The 16176-nt window shown below is 65.4% G+C and carries 13 protein-coding genes; 4 read left to right on the forward strand and 9 right to left on the reverse strand.

Annotated features, from left to right (window positions below):
- The first annotated feature begins 88 nt into the window (after window positions 1-88).
- Window positions 89-751: a TetR/AcrR family transcriptional regulator gene (locus ABD301_RS18920; protein ID WP_279581014.1), complete on the forward strand. Its 663-nt coding sequence runs from the start codon at window positions 89-91 to the stop codon at window positions 749-751.
- Window positions 752-763: 12 nt separating this feature from the next.
- Here the strand turns inward: ABD301_RS18920 and ABD301_RS18925 are convergent, their stop codons facing one another.
- Entirely contained in the window at window positions 764-1657 is an 894-nt protein-coding gene (locus ABD301_RS18925; protein WP_344311569.1) for an NAD(+)/NADH kinase, read from the reverse strand.
- Window positions 1654-2652: an SPFH domain-containing protein gene (locus tag ABD301_RS18930; protein WP_344311570.1), complete on the reverse strand. Its 999-nt coding sequence runs from the start codon at window positions 2650-2652 to the stop codon at window positions 1654-1656. The genes ABD301_RS18925 and ABD301_RS18930 overlap by 4 nt, the downstream gene beginning before the upstream one ends.
- Before the next feature lie 85 nt (window positions 2653-2737).
- Between ABD301_RS18930 and ABD301_RS18935 the strand changes: the two genes are divergently transcribed.
- The gene (locus tag ABD301_RS18935) at window positions 2738-3406 is read left to right on the forward strand and encodes an NUDIX hydrolase (protein WP_344311571.1); all 669 of its coding nucleotides are present in this window, start codon (window positions 2738-2740) and stop codon (window positions 3404-3406) included.
- Here ABD301_RS18935 and ABD301_RS18940 read toward each other — a convergent pair.
- Window positions 3403-4581, reverse strand: a complete 1179-nt coding sequence (locus tag ABD301_RS18940) for an MFS transporter (protein WP_344311572.1) — start codon at window positions 4579-4581, stop codon at window positions 3403-3405. The two genes, ABD301_RS18935 and ABD301_RS18940, sit on opposite strands and share 4 nt — an antisense overlap.
- A gap of 51 nt (window positions 4582-4632) precedes the next feature.
- Here ABD301_RS18940 and ABD301_RS18945 point away from each other — a divergent pair, with 51 nt between their 5' ends.
- Window positions 4633-5100: a winged helix-turn-helix transcriptional regulator gene (locus ABD301_RS18945; RefSeq protein WP_163569387.1), complete on the forward strand. Its 468-nt coding sequence runs from the start codon at window positions 4633-4635 to the stop codon at window positions 5098-5100.
- A 23-nt stretch (window positions 5101-5123) separates the two neighbouring features.
- Here ABD301_RS18945 and ABD301_RS18950 read toward each other — a convergent pair whose 3' ends face one another.
- The 5 genes from ABD301_RS18950 to ABD301_RS18970 all read right to left on the reverse strand — a co-directional run bounded on the left by ABD301_RS18950 (window position 5124) and on the right by ABD301_RS18970 (window position 11870).
- The gene (locus ABD301_RS18950) at window positions 5124-5561 is read right to left on the reverse strand and encodes an OsmC family peroxiredoxin (protein WP_163569388.1); all 438 of its coding nucleotides are present in this window, start codon (window positions 5559-5561) and stop codon (window positions 5124-5126) included.
- Window positions 5562-5605: 44 nt separating this feature from the next.
- On the reverse strand, window positions 5606-6052 hold the full coding sequence (locus ABD301_RS18955; protein WP_279581021.1) for a MarR family winged helix-turn-helix transcriptional regulator: 447 nt from the start codon (window positions 6050-6052) through the stop codon (window positions 5606-5608).
- Window positions 6053-6093: 41 nt separating this feature from the next.
- Complete coding sequence (locus ABD301_RS18960; RefSeq protein WP_344311574.1) at window positions 6094-7362, reverse strand: nitric oxide synthase oxygenase; 1269 nt, start codon at window positions 7360-7362, stop codon at window positions 6094-6096.
- Window positions 7363-7685: 323 nt separating this feature from the next.
- Window positions 7686-10910: a discoidin domain-containing protein gene (locus tag ABD301_RS18965; RefSeq protein WP_344311575.1), complete on the reverse strand. Its 3225-nt coding sequence runs from the start codon at window positions 10908-10910 to the stop codon at window positions 7686-7688.
- A gap of 102 nt (window positions 10911-11012) precedes the next feature.
- Window positions 11013-11870, reverse strand: a complete 858-nt coding sequence (locus ABD301_RS18970) for a LysR family transcriptional regulator (protein ID WP_163569392.1) — start codon at window positions 11868-11870, stop codon at window positions 11013-11015.
- Between the two features lie 68 nt (window positions 11871-11938).
- On the opposite strand from ABD301_RS18970, the gene ABD301_RS18975 reads away from it, so the two are divergent.
- On the forward strand, window positions 11939-12874 hold the full coding sequence (locus ABD301_RS18975; RefSeq protein WP_163569393.1) for an EamA family transporter: 936 nt from the start codon (window positions 11939-11941) through the stop codon (window positions 12872-12874).
- On the opposite strand, the gene ABD301_RS18980 is transcribed toward ABD301_RS18975, so the two are convergent.
- Complete coding sequence (locus tag ABD301_RS18980) at window positions 12765-16079, reverse strand: glycoside hydrolase domain-containing protein (RefSeq protein ID WP_344311576.1); 3315 nt, start codon at window positions 16077-16079, stop codon at window positions 12765-12767. The two genes, ABD301_RS18975 and ABD301_RS18980, sit on opposite strands and share 110 nt — an antisense overlap.
- Window positions 16080-16176 lie beyond the last annotated feature (97 nt).

Raw genomic sequence — 16176 nt, forward strand, 5'->3', positions numbered from 1 at the left:
TCTCCCACGTTAATCGAGATTTGACTATCACTTCGTCGTCTACACTAACACAACCGATAGTCAACTATCAGTCTGCTAGGATGGCTCAGTGCACGACCAAGTGATGCCGCCCGCCGACTCCCCGCCACGCGGCCGGGCGCCGCGCGCCGACGCGGCTCGCAACGCCGAGCGGATCCTGGAGTCGGCTCGGCTGGCTTTCGCGCAGGACGGGCCGCAGGTGCGGCTGGAGGAGATCGCGAAACGGGCCGGCGTCGGAGTCGCCACCCTCTACCGGCACTACCCGCGCAAGGAAGACCTGATCACCGCGATTTTCAACTGGCAGTACGAGGAAAAGGTGGGGCCGGTCGTACGCCGAGCCCGCACCGACGACGATCCGTGGCGCGCGCTGGTCATGCTTTTGGAGGCCGGCCTGGAAATGGCCGAGCAGGAGGCGAATATTTTCGCCGCCGCCAAGGAAACCGGCTCACTGCTGGCCGGCCTCGCCTCGGAGTTCTTCGGCACGATCGCGACCGTCGTGCAGCGCGGACAGGAGGCCGGTCTGGTCCGCGCCGACCTCGACGCCGACGACCTGCCGCGGCTGGTTTTCATGCTGGTCAGCACTATTCGGCTGACCCCGGAGCCCAGCGGCGGCTGGCGCCGTTATCTGGCCCTCATGTTGGACGCCCTCCGGCCGGCCGCCGCCACCGACCTGCCGCCCGCCCCCAAACTCTGGTTTTCCCCTTACCACCCACCTGCGGACGGCTGCTCTTAGCGGTTCGTTGGGTCAGGCCACCAGGCGCAGGGTCTGGCTGGCCACCTGGACGCTGACGGTCTGTCCCCAGGACAGGTGCAGCGCGTCGGTTTCCAGGCCATCGCCGAAAACCACCAGCTCGTCGGACTCGACAGTCACTTCCAGAGCAGTTCCGGCAAGCACGCCTTCGACGAGATCGACGCCGGTCGAGGGCGACGGCCATGCCTCGCGTACGAACCAGGACAGTGCCGGAGCCAGCGGCCCGGGCAACGCCAGCTGGCTGTGCCGCTCCAGCCACGCCGAGCGGCACCAGCCGGTCGCACCCGTACCGGTGCCGACCAGAATTCCGGACGACGCCTGCCGTTGCGCGCCATCGGACGTACGAACGGTGTAGCGCGCGGTCTGGTGGCTGGACTGTCCAATGTAGATCTCATTGAGCGCGATCAGCCGCTGGGTGTCGTCGGCCACCGCGGTCACCATCGTACGAGCCTCGACATGGCTGGCGAGCTTCCCAGCGGCCGCCAGGTCGAGCAGCTTTCCAGCGGCCTCAGGACAATGTTGGACCAGCACACCCGGATTGCGGGCGCGGTCGGCATTAATGCCGATCACCGGTTGGCCGTCCAGGTATTTCGCCGCGTTCGCGACCAACCCGTCCTGGCCGACAATGACCACGATGTCCTCGGGTGCGAACAGGAAACGGGGCAGATCGGCGCGCTCCACCGACCCACGCCGCCAGTCCGCCGGGATCGCCGCCGACACAGCCGCGATCGCTCGCTGCTGCTGGGAATGTCGTTCCTGCACCGCGGCGAGGTCACGCCCTCGGGTGGACAGGAAAAAGGCGGCCTGCCCGCGAGTGCCGTGCCGGGCCAACACATCGTCGAACTCGGTCCGGCGGTGCACCAACACGACCCTGGGCGCGAGGCTCATGACTGCTGAGCCAGCTTCGCGAGCAGGCCGGACAAAAGTTCCGGAGTCACCACCAGGCTGCCAATTTCCGGCAAGTTCCCGGCCAGCTCTTTTGCCGCCAACGCCAGCAAAGTGCCCTGCGACAGATCTCTGTACGCGGCGAGGTGAGCAGTTTCGGCGGCCGCCTCAGCGTCGCCCAGCACCCGCTTCGCGTCGGCCCGCGCGGTGGCCAGCGCCACCTCGCGCTCGGCCTGCGCCGCGGTCTCGATCCGGTTCGCCGCGGCCGCTTCTTCGGCTTGCCTACGGGCATTCGTGCCGCGTTGGCCGACCAGCTCCTGCTCCCGACGGGCCAGCTCGATCTGGCTGTCCAGCTCGTTCTGCGCGATCGCCCGCTCGCGCTCGACGGCGACCGCCCGGCGCTCGTACGTGGCACGATCCGCTTCCTGCTGAACCAGCTCTCTCGCCGGCGTCTGCAGCGCACGCTCCACCTCGGACTCGGGCCGGATCGCCACCACCCGTACGCCGATCACGTCCAAACCAATCTCCGCCAGCCGCGCGTTTGTGGCCAGCCCCAGGGTTATCCCGTCCCGTACGGTGGCCGGCCCGTCCACGAGGGCGTCCGCCAACGTCGTACGTACGAGCAGCTCGACGGCATACTGCTGCGCGGTTTCAGTCAGCAGCCCGGCAATCTGCTCCAGCGGAGCCGACCGCCAGCCGCCGAAATCAGGATCGATGCTGAAATCCAGCCGGCCGTCCGCCTTCCCCGGGTCCACGATTCGGTAGGTGACGGTCGCCTGCACGCTGACGTCCTGAAAATCGGCCGTACGAGCGTGGAAAAGCAACGGCAGCTGGCGATCATCCACCGGCACCTCGCTCAACACCGCGGACAGCGGCCGGAACCAGAAGGACGCGCCCGTACCGGCGTGCAGGACCTTTCCGTTGCGCAGGTGGCGTATGTGCAAGGTCGGTGTGCCGCGCAGGTGCCGCAGCCCGGGAAGTCTGGTGATGTCAGCCATGATTCGCTCCTTATCGTCATCTCGACGATAAGACCGTCGACCGCTTCTCGTCAATGTGACGACAACGACTGGTAGGGTCGATCGCATGACTATGGCGGTGGCGGTCGATCTGGTGGTGCTCACCGTGCGCGAGAACGAGCTGTGCGCGCTCGTCATCCGGCGCGGCATCGCGCCCTATCGCGGGCGATGGGCGCTGCCTGGCGGTTTCGTGCTTCCCGACGAGGACCTGCCAGACGCGGCTGTCCGCGAGCTTTCCGAGGAAACCCGGACCGCCAACGTCCATCTTGAGCAACTCGGCACGTACGGGCGACCCGGCCGCGATCCACGGATGCGCGTCATCACCGTCGCCTACCTCGCACTGGCCGCCGACCTCCCGGCGCCCACCGCCGGCAGCGACGCCGCCGAAGCGCGCTGGTCCACTGTGGACGATCTCGTTAGCACTCCCCGCCGATTGGCCTTCGACCACCACGAAATCCTCACCGACGGCATCGAACGAGCCCGCGCGAAACTGGAATACAGCCCGCTCGCGACCGCGTTCTGCGCACCCGAATTCACCGTCGCGGAGCTCCGGCTGGTCTACGAGACGGTGTGGGGCGTGCGACTGGACCCCCGCAACTTCCACCGCAAGGTCGCCGGCGCCGAAGGATTCCTGTTGCCCACCGGAACAACCACCACCCGCCACGGCGGCCGCCCGGCTCAACTCTTTCGCCGCGGGCCTGCCACCATCCTGTCCCCACCCATGCTCCGCAACTAACGCGAGGGTAGCCAAACGACTAATGCTGCCGCACTGAAAGCGGCGCCCAGAATGCATACGCCACCCCAGCCCGCGAGCGAGTACACAGTGGTGGAAGCGATCGCACCCAGCCCGCTGCCGATCGAATAGAAAACCATGTAGCCGCCCACCACTCGGCTGCCAGCATCGGGACGCAGCCCGAAAATCAGACTTTGGTTGGTCACGTGCACGGCCTGGACTGCGAGGTCGAGCAGGAGCGCACCGACCGCGAGCGCCCACAGAGACTGCCGAGTGAGCGCGATGGGCAGCCAACAAAGGACAAGCAGCACCAACGCTCCCCCGGTGGTCCACCGTGCATAGCCCCTATCGTTGAGCCGCCCGGCCGGACCCGCGGCCACCGCACCGGCCACGCCGGCCAGCCCGAACGCACCAATCGCACTGTGGGACAAGGACATCTCGCTGAGCGGTAGGGCCACCGCACTCCACAGCGTGTTGAAAGCCGCGAAAATCAGCAGAGCCAGCGTCGCACGCGTACGAAAGACCCGCTCCCGCAGGAAAAGTGTCACCATGGATCCGAGCAGCTGGCGATAGCTCACCTCGGCCAGCGGCCGGTGGCTCGGCGGCAGCACACGATACAGCGCAACCATCACCGCGACCGTCAGGGCCGCGGACAACAAATAGACGGACCGCCAGCCGGCGAGGTCGGCTACCGCGCCGGAAACAACTCGGGCCAGCAGGATCCCGATGACCACACCACTGGTCACACTGCCCACCACCCGGCCGCGCCGGGCCGGCTCGGCCAGCGATGCCGCGTACGCGACCAGGGTCTGCACCACGACGGCCAGCAGTCCGACCGCCGCGAGAGCCGCCAACAACACTCCGCCCGCGCCGGCCGTCCCCACGATGACCAGCGCCGCCGCGAGCAGGACCAACTGAACGACCGCGAGTCGGCGCGCGTCGACCAGATCTCCCAGCGGTACGACCAAAAAGAGCCCCACGCCGTAGCCGATCTGGGTGATCGTCACGACCAGGCCGAGCACGGCCCGCCCCATCCCGAAGTCCCGGCCCATGGTGACCAGGAGCGGCTGGGCGAAATAGACGTTCGCGACCGCCACGCCACCGGCCACCGCCAACAGCGAGGTCACGGAACGGGACAGCACAGTCTGGCCATCAACAGTCTGGTTGCAAGTTGCCACCACTAGACCATAGACAAGAGTGGTAGCATGTTGCAACTAGTGGAGGTGAGGATGGTCCAGCGCACCAGGTTCGACGACAGCGAGTGCCCGGTCGCCCGGTCCGTGGACGCGATCGGCGACTGGTGGTCGTTGTTGATCGTCCGGGACGCCTTCGACGACTGCCGCCGGTTCGGTGATTTCCAGCGCAGCCTGGGCGTCGCCAAGAACATCCTCACCGCTCGACTGCGAACGTTGGTCGCGCAAGGCATTCTGGAAACCGCGCCGGCCGCGGACGGCAGCGCCTACCGCGAATATGTCCTGACCGGAAAAGGTCGAGCGCTGTTTCCGGTCATCGTGGCACTTCGCCAGTGGGGCGAGCAGCATTTCTTCGAACCCGGTGAACCGCATTCGGAGTTGATCGACCGGCGTCGCGGGCAACCCCTGCGGGCGCTGGAAATTCGCGCCACGGACGGGCACATCGTCGGTCCGGATGACACTTTTGTCGAAAAAGCACCATCGCCAGGTGACTCGACGGGGTGACCCCGCCGAGTCCCGCGGCGGACTCAGCTCTCCAGAGCAGCGTCCAGGGTGATCGTCGTACCGCTGAGGGCCTTGCTGACTGGGCAGGTCTTCTCGGCGGTCTCGGCGAGCTCAGCGAACTTGTCAGCCGTGACGCCGTCGACCTTGGCCCGCAAGGTGATCGCGATCCCGCTGATTTTGAAGCCGCCGCCGGCTTCCGGGCCAAGCGTGACCTCGGCACTGACGTCGATCGACTGTGCGGTCAGGTCGTTCGCGCCCAGAACTCCGGAAAGATTCATCGCGAGGCACGATGAGTGGGCCGCCGCGATCAGCTCCTCCGGACTGGTCTGCCCGTCCGGGTTGCCGGCCCGAGTGGGGAAGGAAACCTCGAACTGGCCGGCGTTGGACGAATCGAGCGTGACGATTCCCTTACCATCCTGCAATCCACCTTCCCAGTGGGTGGTGGCGTCGCGACTGGGCATGTCGTCCTCCTGCTTTTTTCGCGCCGTCTGACGGCGACTTTTGGCTACCTTGCTCGGGTCGAGTCGGTCAAGGCTCGAAGTGTCTCGATCAGGTCGTGAGCCGCCCGCTCGTCCAGGCCAACCGCACACTGGATGTGCGGTGGGATCGCCCGCGCTTTGAGCCGCAACGCGTCACCGTCAGCGGTCAACGCCACCGTCACACTGCGCTCATCGCCGGCGGCCCGCTGTCGGGTGATCAGCCCCTGCTGCTCAAGCCTCTTCAGCAGCGGCGACACCGTCCCGTAATCCAGCTGCAACGCCGCGCCGATCTCCTTGACCGGCACCGGGCTGCGCTCCCACAGCACCAACAGCGCCAAATACTGCGGATACGTCAGCCCCATCTGCGCCAACAACGGCCGATAGACATCCGTCACCGCCCGCGACGCGGCGTACAACGCGAAGCACAGCTGGCCATCCAGCGCCAGCGCCTCATCACCCTCTGATCTCGACACCCCAGAACCATAGCCCACGATTACATCGCGCGCAATCTATCTCAGTCCGGGGGCATGACGCAGAGGAAGGACTGTTCGACGCCCGCGTCGCCCGGGGCCGGGTCCTGGTCAGCCGCGACCGGGCGGAAGAACTGCGGCCCGGACGACTCGTGAAAGTCGTAGTAGCGGTGAAACGTACTGGTGAGGCCGCCGGAAATCGGTGGTACGAGCCAGCTCCAGTCGGCCGGACACTCCCGACCCGCGCGTTCCTCTCGCGCCACGTGACGCGCGAACAGCTGGGCCTCGGTGTGGTGGTCACTCACGCGTACGCCGGCTGCCGCGAAGGAATGGTGCACCGCGCGGGTCAGTTCGATGGCCGCGCGGTCCGCCCAGAGGGTGTCGGGGCGGCTGGTGTCCAGCCGCATGGCCTCGGCGATGATCGGCAGCTGGTCATAGCGCGCGCGGTCGGCGAGGTCGCGCGCGCCGATCTCGGTGCCGACAAACCATCCGCTGAAGGGTGCGGTCGGATAGACGATTCCGCCGGCGTACAAGGCCATGTCGCTCACGACCGGCAGCCCAAACCACCGCAGGCCCAGTTCACCGAACCACGGATAGTCCGGGTGCGAGAGCTCCACCTCGGGGACCACCGCGGGCGGCAACGATCGCACCCGCGAACAGCCGTGCGGATCACGCATAACCAGCGGGAGAACGTCGAACCGCCCGCGCTGGCGGGGCGGTGACCAGCCAGCGTGTACGGCCGCCGCGGTGAGGCCGCGATTTTTGGCGTCTCCCAACGTTCCTGGACCTTTGAGCCGATAGCCGGCGTAGCACAGAAGCTGCGGGCTGATGATCTCCACGCCTGGCTCCGCGGCTTCGCGCGGCGCGAACACCGTGATCATCGGCCTGATGTGACCACCGTTGTAGCTGGCCTCCAGGTGCTCGCAGCAATGCTGGAAGACCTCGTCCACCGTCTGGACCGCACGCAGGTCACGGACTCGCAGGCTGCTCCAGTAAAGCCGGCCGACGCAACGAGCACTGTTGCGCCACGCCACCCGCGCTCCCCAGGTCAGTTCGTCAGCGGTATGGACATATCCTCCTGTTTCGGCGATCTGTCGGCGTACGCCCCGCAGCCGCTCACCCAACACTGCCTCAGTTTTGTTCTGTTCCAGGTGAAACGCCTGAAGGAATTCCTCGGCCACCGAATAAAGCGACGGCTCATCCAGCCCCCTCCGCAGCGCGGATGGATAGGTCGTCGCCCCGACCGGCAGCTCGGAACCATCGCGCGATGCCAGCTCGGTCACGTCCCCGGACCGCGGCAATCGACGGCTCATGACGGCCTTCCCCCACTCGAGGACATGAAAAGGCCCACGAGACGCTGCCAGTGGGACATGCCTCGTGGTCACCGGACGCTATCGGCCGGCGCGGTCAGCAGGATATTCGCGCGACCGGAAAACAGACGGCCGGAGAATGTCATGAAAGACCCATCGCGTGTCCGATTCGGGGTGTCGACATGGCTTTTCGCCGAGAGTGGGGTTTTGTCCCACACTCGACAGGTGCGGCGCCATGCCCGACGTGAACTCGACTACCGCCCTCGCGACGATGCGGGATCGTACGCGGCCACCCTGCGATACCAGGAAGATGTTTGCGAAGGCGGCTACCCCGCGTGGACTTCGATCTCGGAGAGTTGAGCCCGGTAGCTCCCGAACCCATCGGCACTCAGCTTGGTGGCCAGGACTCGGACATACCTCGTTGTCACTGGCGCGAAGGCGAAGACCTGCGGCATCGCATCCGGCGCCGGATAGCCGGTTTTGGATACCAAAGTCGACCAGGAAGCTCCGTCCGTGGACTGCTGAACAGCGAAATCAACGGGGAAGCAACTTCCCGTCGCCGGCCCGTCGGTACGCGCGTAAAGCGTCACGTCCTTGATTTGGCTCAATGCCCCGAGATCAACCGAGACCCACTCTGTCTGTGTCGCGGCGGTGGCGCCGCCCGACGACCAACCCATCGGGCTTGCGAGCGCTGACAACCACGAACCGTCGGTCGCGCAGGCAGCTCCCCAACCCTCGGACGGCGACTCGTACGAACTGGATGACGTCACTGGCCGTCCGGCGGCGAGGTTTCCACCGTACGCAGCGATTTCGGCGAGCTGGAAATGGTACGCGCCGAACTGGTCGGCGGTCAGTTTTGTGGCGGTGACGCGTACATAGCGAGCCTGTGTGGTACCAAAAGCGAAAGCCTGATTCACCGCCGCCGGCTTGGGGTATCCCGTTTTGGTCGCGACTGTCGTCCAAGTGCTGCCGTCGGTGGACAGTGAGATGGTGAAATCACTCGGGAAACCGGAGCCGGCATTCGTACCGTCCGAGCGCGGGTAGAGGTCGACGCGGCCCACTGGATACGACCGTCCAAAGTCGACGGTCACGGTCTGAGCGGTGCCTGGGTCGGTGGAACCCGCGCTGGACCAGCCAAGCCCTCCGGTCACCGACGCGGTCTGCCCGTTCACCGCCGCGGTCGGCGCCCACCCGTCGGCGGTGTAAGTGCTGGTGACCGTCACCGCCTTGCCTTCGGCGTAGTTCACCTCCGGATTGACCGAGAATCCGGAGAACCGCGCGCTCGCTCCACCCGTGACCAGAGCAACATTTCCGATCACAAAGGCGGAGTCGTTGACCGTGAGGATCGGGGTGGCAGCCGGTCCCGCACACACCGTCAGGGTGGATCCGAGCGCGACCACTTTCAGCCGGGTCGGGCTGGCGGTGGTGAAGCCTGGCACCTGCGCTTTGCCCAGGGTGTCCCCCGAACGGTAGACGAAAACCTCGCCGTTTCGTCGCAGGGCGACCATATATCCGGTGTCCATATCGGACCCGTTCGCGCTGCGCACCACCAACCCGGCCCAGTTGGTGTCGCCGCCGCTGCTGTTCACTCCGGTGATCTGTACGTCCACGGTCGCGGCGAAGTCGCCGTATGCGCGCGCTTTCAGGGCGGACGTGTAACCCCAGTTCGCCGAGGAATCGGTCTGGTTGTAACCACCGCCGGACACCGACCAGGCGCCCTGGACGTGCACCCAGTTTCGCTCGTCCGCGAAACCGTCGGTGAGCGGAAAGCGGCTGTCCCCGGCCGGCGAGGTCAACGCGTCCAGCAGATGCCGGTGCGCGGCAACAACATCTTCACCGTTACGTGTGTAGGTGGTGGAGTCGGTGATCAGGGTATTGGCCACCGCGTGAGCTGTGACTGGTTTCGTACGCGCCAACGCCGTCAGCAGCTCGAAGTCCTCAATGCCGTCCAGTTGCGCCTCACTGCGGACGCTGTCGTAAACGTCCAGCGCGGGTTTGTTGGGGCGTACCAACCAGGCGTCGCCATTTTGGTGGCCGTCGAAGGTGTCAGCGGCGGTCCAGCCAGCCGCCACCGAACCGTTCACCCAGTAGTTCCAGCCCCAGTGCAGATAGCCGGACGCGCCGATTTTCCACAGCAACCAGGGGATCAACCGCGTCTTGTCCAGGTGATATCGGATGAAGCGGTTCATGTAGTTGCCCTGCGGGATAATGCAGGTGTAGAGCCAGAGTTCCTTCCCGGGCGTCTGGCGGAATTTCTGGTAGGTGGCGACGCTGTTCTGGTAGACCTCGGTGGTCGGCGTGACGGTGGTGAGGATCTTGTCCAGATCGGGCATGTTCGTGTTGTGCGCCTCGTTCGTCCGCGGGTGCGGAAAATACTGCGCATATTTGGCGTAGAGCCAGGTCGCCGCGGAGACCTGCGCCGTCGAACTGGGCTCGTCGAGCGCGCTGAAATAGAAGATGTCGGTCCACCCCTTGGTGTCGAGGTGGGCTTTCAGAGCGGGAAACACCTTGTCCAGATAGGCATTGGCAACCGCGGAATTCGGAGTTACCAGGACTTTCTGGGTGCTGCCACCGACATTCTGCAGGATCTCCACCTGCGGACCGGCGCCCTCCAGCAGCGTGGGCGTGTAGATGTACGAGAGTGCGCCAGCATCGACGAACAACTGAACGAACCGATCGAAACTCTGCCAGCCGAACGTGTAGTTGCCAGCACTGTCGATCGTGGTGTTCGGAATGAGCAGCGCCTGGAAATCGGCGTAGATCACGTTGTTCCGGTGCAGGGCGTGGTTTTTCGCGAAGTTCCCCATGACCGTCCACCAACGGTCGTCGAACATCGTGCACCCGTACTGCAACGGCACCGCCTGGATCGTGCCGGTGTAGTCCCAGCCAGCCGAGGTGAACCAGTTGTTCATCTTCAACGTGCTCTGGTTCGCGGCCGGGATGGCCACGTCATAGACCTGCACCGAAATCGGCACTGGAACGTCCCCACCACTGGTGGAAACCGTTACGGTGCCGGCGTACCGGCCAGCCGCCTGACCGGCGGGCACTCGTACGCCAACGTGGTACGGCTGCGTGGTGTTCGCCGCGACGGAGATCGCGGCATTATCCATCAGCGCGTCGTAGAAAATCGAAGCGCCGCCGGGCGCAGCCTGCATGTCGCCGTCCACCGTGTCCACGTTCGGGTGCGGATATTCGCGTCGGATCTGGACTTGGGTGGCCGGCAGCACCGCGCCGCCGGGGCCGGTCAGATCGGTGACGGTCAGCTGGACACCGGACACCGCGCTGGCCGGCCGCACCATGATCTGGGCGGCCTCGTGCTCGCCTTTCGCCGCGGCCAGTGAGACGGCCTGAATCGAGCCAGCCACCGAAGTGGAAAAAACCCGGTCGGACCCGCCCTGCGCCCAGACGGCTACCCCGGCCGCGCCGAACGCGACCTGTGGCCACGCCAGCGGCGCGGCGCCGACAGCCGCGACGGCGGCAGCACCGCGCAACAGGCTCCGGCGGCTCAGCGGCTGACCGGCGATGGAAGGAAAACTCGGCTCGGTTGGCATGCCCGACATAGTGAACAGCGTGACAGACCACCACAAGGCCAAACAGCCGTTTAGACCTCTACCGGTCTCAATTGCGTTGCGATCGACCTTCGTTGGAAAGATTCATACTTTCGATGCATAAAGATCAGTTAATAATTCGACCACGGATCGAGTGGCCGGGTGTGGGTCGTCGCGCCACCACGCCAGCCGTACGGCAATCGGTGCGGCGTCTTTCAAAAGCCGAAAGACAATGCCTTTACGCGGATATTGCGTGACGGTGCTTTCCGGGGTGATGCCGACAAAACGACCGGTCCCGATCGAGATGAGCCAGTCGTCGATATCAGTGGTGTATTCCACCGCCGGGCGCGTCTGGGGTGGCCACATCTCGGGCGTGGTCGTGCCGGTCCGCCGATCGACCAACAACACCCGCTCGCTGACCTCGGCCAACCGGATCGCCCGCCGCCTGGCCCAAGGATCGTCCGCGGCCACCACACAGAATCGCCTTTCGAGGCCGACGATAACGCTCTCAAAACGCCGTTCGTCCGGTTCGTTGCGCAGCACCGCGAGATCGCAGGCGCCCTCGACCAATCCAGCGGTCGGCGAGTTCGTACGCACCAGCTGCAGCTCGACGGTCGGCGAAACAGTGGCCCACCGACGTTGGAAAGTCTGCGTGTGCCGGCCCATCGCCGACCACGCATAGCCGATCCGCAACCTGGTGTGCCCGCTGGTCGCGTCGCTGACCAGCGCCTCGGCCTCGGCCAGCAGCCGCCGGGCGTGGCCGAGCACCCGGGTGCCGGTCGCGGTCAGCGTCACTTCCCTGGACGTACGCCGAAGCAGCCGGACGCCGAGCGCGGATTCCAGCGCTGCCACCGTCCGGGACACCGCGGCCTGCGAAACCCCCAACTCGACGGCGGCATCGGTGAAGGTGCCGGTGTCGACGATGGCGACCAGGCACCGCAACTGCCGCAGCTCCACATGCATAACCAAAGCGTATCAATCGTCCAGACTATGCATTTTGCGAAAGTGCGACGCTGACGCATGGTGGACGTATGAAGGACAACCGTCTGACCGGTACCGCGCTGATGATCGGCAGCGCGCTGTCCAACCAGACCGGCGCGGCCATCGGCTCACTCGCCTTTCCGGTCATTGGTCCGATCGGGGTGGTGGCGGTACGGCAATGGGTCGCGGCCGTCGTCCTGCTGACCATCGGCCGGCCGAAGTTTCGGTCGTACACCTGGGCACAATGGTGGCCGATTCTGTTGCTGGCCGTCGTTTTCGGGACGATGAACCTCTCCCTCTACACGGCGATCGGCCGGATCGGCCTCGGGCTTGCCGTGACACTGGAGTTTCTCGGCCCACTCACCGTCGCATTGGCCTCGTCACGCCGTGCGCTCGATATCGGGTGCGCGGCGATGGCCGCCGCCGGCGTTCTCTGGCTGACTCGTCCGCAACCGTCCGCCGACTATTTCGGCATCGGACTCGCGCTGCTCGCGGCCGGCTGCTGGGCCTCGTACATTCTGCTCAACCGAACGATCGGCCGCCGGTTGGACGGAGCGCAAGGGTCGGCGACAGCGGCCGGCATTTCCGGGCTGGTGTTCGTCCCGATCGGGATCGTCGTCCTGCTGCACCACCGGCCGTCGGTGGCGACCATCGCTTTCGCCGCCACCGGTGGCATTCTGTCCTCGGCCATCCCGTTTCTCGCTGACCTGCTGGCCCTGCGGCTGGTCCCCACCCAGTTCTTCGGACTGTTCATGAGCGTTAACCCCGTATTCGCCGCGATCATCGGCCTCGTCATCCTGCGCCAGCACCTGGGCTGGACCGAATGGCTGGCGATCCTCGCGATCATCGCGGCGAATGCGGTGAACGGGCTGGGAGCTACGCTGCGTGGACCTGGATTTCGGAAATCTGGGCCCGGTAACTGCCGTGATCATCCGCGGACAGCTGACTCACCTGCACCCGTACGTACCGAGTCGTCACAGGTGTGAAGCCGAAAATCTGTGGTTGGCCGTCCGGAGTCGGATAGCCGGCCTTTGATGCCAAGGTGGTGAAAGTGGAGAAGCTGGGATCTGACGAGCATCGAATCTCGAAGTTCACCGGGAAACACTGGCCAGTCAGGCCGCCGTCGGTACGGCCGTAGAGCGTCACGTCCTTGATCGGGACCTGGGCTTGCAGATCGACGGTGAGGTATTCGGTGTGGTGCGGGTCTGTGGAGCCGCCGGACGACCATCCCATCGGGGTGCCGAGCGCGGACAACCACGAGCCGTCGGTCGCCGCGGCGGCGCCCCAGCCCTCCGCCGGCGACTCGTACGAACTGCTGGCCGTCACCGGCCGGCCGAGCGCGAGATTTTCGCCGTACATGGCGATCTGCGAGAGCTGGAAATAGTACGCCCCGAACTGGTCAGCGGTGAGTTTTGTCGCGTTCACCGAGATAGCGCGGATCTGCCTGGTGGGGAAGGTGAATGTCTGTACGGCCGCACCAGGTTTGGGATAGTTGACCTCGTTCAGGATGGTCGTCCAGGTGACGTTGTCCGGCGACACCGCGATGCTGAAATCGGTCGGAAACCCCAGGCCGGCGTTCGCGCCGTCCGTCCGCGGGGTGAGGTCGATCCGGTTGACCGGATAGGCCCGCCCGCAGTCGACGACGATCGCCTCGCTCTTGCTCGGATCGGTGGAACCGGCACTGGACCAGCCCAACGCGCCGCTGGTCGAACCGGCCTGGCCGTTCACGACAGCGGTCGGCGACCACCCGTCGGCGCTGTGCGAGGTGGAAACGTTGACCGCCTTGCCCTCGGCGTAGTTCACCTCCGGGTTAACGGCGAAATTGGCGAACCGGGCGCTGGCTCCGCCAGTCACCAGAGCGAGGTTTCCAGCTGTGAAACCAGTGTTGTTGATGGTCAGGAACGGAATCGCCGCGGGACCCCCGCAAATCGTCAGGGTGGAGCCCAGCGCCACCACCTTCAGCCGGCTCGCGCTCGCGGTGGTGAACCCGGGCATCTGCGCATGACCCAACGGATCCCCCGACCGATAGACGAATACATCGCCGTTTCGGCGCATGGCGATCAGATATCCACTGTCCATATCGGACGCGTTGGCACTGCGGATGACCATGCCCGCCCAGTTGGTGTCGCCGCCGTTGCTGTTCACGCCGGTGATCAGCACGTCAACGGACGCCACGAAATCGCGATAGCCGCGGCCCTTCAACGCGGCGGTGTATCCCCAGTTCGCCGACGAGTCGGTCTGGTTGTAGCCGCCGCCGGACACGGACCAACTGCCCTGGGAATGAGTCCAGTTGCGCTCGTCGGCGAATCCGTCGACGACCGGGAAACGGCTGTCGCCGTCGGGCGAGACCAAGGCATCCAGCAGGTGCCGGTGCGCGGCCACCACGTCCTCGCCGCTACGGGTGTAGTTCTGGGTGTCGGAAATCAGCGTGTTCGCCACCGCGTACGCGGTCGCCGGTTTGGTACGCGCGAGGGCGGTCAGCAGCTCGTAGTCCTCGATCCCGTCCAGCTGCGCTTCGCTGCGAATGCTGTCATAGACGTCCAACGCGCCCTTGTTCGGGCGTACCAACCACTTGTCGCCGGTCTGCTCGCCGTCGAACGTGTTCGAAGCGGTGAACGCGGTTCCCGCCTGATTCGAGTCGACCCAGTAGTTCCAGCCCCAATGCAGATAGCCGGTCGCCCCGATTTTCCAGAGCATCCAGGGAATCAGCCGCGTCTTGTCCAGGTGGAACCGCATGAAACGGTTCATATACCGGCCCTGCGGCCAAATGCAGTTGTAGAGCCAGAGTTCCTTGCCGGAAAGGCGAAGTTTCTGGTACGGCCCGACCAGGTCATGGTAGAGCGAATAGAGCGGCGCGGTCGTGGTGATCAGCTGTTCGTTGGCTGGCAACCACGCGGAGTGCGCCTCCGCCGTGTGTGGGTTCGGAAAATATTGCGCGTATTTGCCGTAGAGCCAGGCTGCCGCGTCGGTCTGAATATGCGAACGCGGTTCGTCCAATGCGCTGAAGTAGAAGATATCGGTCCAGCCCTTGGCATCCAGGTGCGCTCTCAAAGCCGGCAGCACCTTGTCCAGGTACGCGTTGGCCGTCGCGCTTCCCGGCGCCACCAACACCTTCTGGGTGGATCCGTTGACGTTCTGCAGGATCTCCACGTTGACGGCGACATCGTCCACGCCCGGATTTGGCTTGGTGTTATACCACTCCAGAAGCGTCGGCGTGTAGATGTGCTTGAGCGCACCCGCGTCGACGAACAACTGGATGAAACGGTCGAAGGTCTGCCAACCGAAGGTGTAGTTGCCGGCACCATCGATGGTCGTGTTCGGGATCAGCAGCGCCTGGAAGTCCGCGTAGATCACGTTGTTCCGGTGCAGCGCGTGGTTTTTCGCGAAGTTCGCCATCACTGTCCACCACCGCGCGTCGTACATGCTGCATCCGTACTGCAGCGGTACGGATTGCTGGGTTCCGGTGTAGTCCCAGCCCGCCGAGGTGAACCAGTTGTTCATTTTCAACGTGCCCTGCGTAGGTGCCGGCATGGAGACGTTGTAGACCTGGACACTGATGGGTACCGAGACACTGCCACCGCTGGAGGAAACCGTGACCGTGCCCGTGTAGATCCCGGCAGTTTGGTCGGCCGGCACTCGTACGCCGACGTGGTACGGCTGGGTCGTGTTCGCGGCGACCGTGATCGGCGCGTTGTCGAGCAGGGCGTCGTAATAGACGTTCGTACCGGACGGCCCGACCTCGTTGTCAGTCGGAGTGCCGATCGGATCCTGCCCCATCGCGTCGACATTGCCGTGCGGATACTGCCGGCGAAGCTGGATCTGGCTGGCCGCGATGGTGGCGCCGCCAGGCCCGGTCAGCGCGGTCGTCGAAAGCGACACCCCGGACAGGGCGGACGACGATCGCACCATCACCTGCGCGGCCTCGTGCTCGCCTTTGGCCGCTCCCAAGGAAATCGTGGCCGTCACCTCGGGCACCGAGGTCGGAAAGAGCCGGTCGGCGGCGCCGCGTACCCACACCGAGGGAGCCGCCGCGGCCGCGGCCGGGCGAACGGTCTCGGCCGAGAGTGCCGCCTGCGGATTAATGATCTCTGCTGCGCCGACCGCCGCTACGGTTGCTGCGGCGGCCCGCAGCACCGAACGACGATCGACCGGGTGACCAGTAACAGCGGGAAAAACCGGCTCGTCAGGCATGGCCGACATAGTGAGCAGCCAAGCCGGCGCGCACAAGAGGCACCGGCCATCCGGCGAGTTTGCGGTCACAACTGGCGCGAACTCACCTTTCAAGAGC

The organism is Fodinicola feengrottensis, assembly GCF_039530045.1.
Lineage (GTDB): Bacteria > Actinomycetota > Actinomycetes > Mycobacteriales > HKI-0501 > Fodinicola > Fodinicola feengrottensis.

Excerpts from the sequence above, each read along its gene's own strand:
- ABD301_RS18925 (WP_344311569.1), bottom strand. The coding sequence starts at position 1,657 with ATGAGCCTCGCGCCCAGGGTCGTGTTGGTGCACCGCCGGACCGAGTTC.
- ABD301_RS18930 (WP_344311570.1), bottom strand. The coding sequence starts at position 2,652 with ATGGCTGACATCACCAGACTTCCCGGGCTGCGGCACCTGCGCGGCACA.
- ABD301_RS18935 (WP_344311571.1), top strand. The coding sequence starts at position 2,738 with ATGACTATGGCGGTGGCGGTCGATCTGGTGGTGCTCACCGTGCGCGAG.
- ABD301_RS18945 (WP_163569387.1), top strand. The coding sequence starts at position 4,633 with ATGGTCCAGCGCACCAGGTTCGACGACAGCGAGTGCCCGGTCGCCCGG.
- ABD301_RS18950 (WP_163569388.1), bottom strand. The coding sequence starts at position 5,561 with ATGCCCAGTCGCGACGCCACCACCCACTGGGAAGGTGGATTGCAGGAT.
- ABD301_RS18960 (WP_344311574.1), bottom strand. The coding sequence starts at position 7,362 with ATGAGCCGTCGATTGCCGCGGTCCGGGGACGTGACCGAGCTGGCATCG.
- ABD301_RS18965 (WP_344311575.1), bottom strand. The coding sequence starts at position 10,910 with ATGCCAACCGAGCCGAGTTTTCCTTCCATCGCCGGTCAGCCGCTGAGC.
- ABD301_RS18970 (WP_163569392.1), bottom strand. The coding sequence starts at position 11,870 with ATGCATGTGGAGCTGCGGCAGTTGCGGTGCCTGGTCGCCATCGTCGAC.
- ABD301_RS18975 (WP_163569393.1), top strand. The coding sequence starts at position 11,939 with ATGAAGGACAACCGTCTGACCGGTACCGCGCTGATGATCGGCAGCGCG.
- ABD301_RS18980 (WP_344311576.1), bottom strand. The coding sequence starts at position 16,079 with ATGCCTGACGAGCCGGTTTTTCCCGCTGTTACTGGTCACCCGGTCGAT.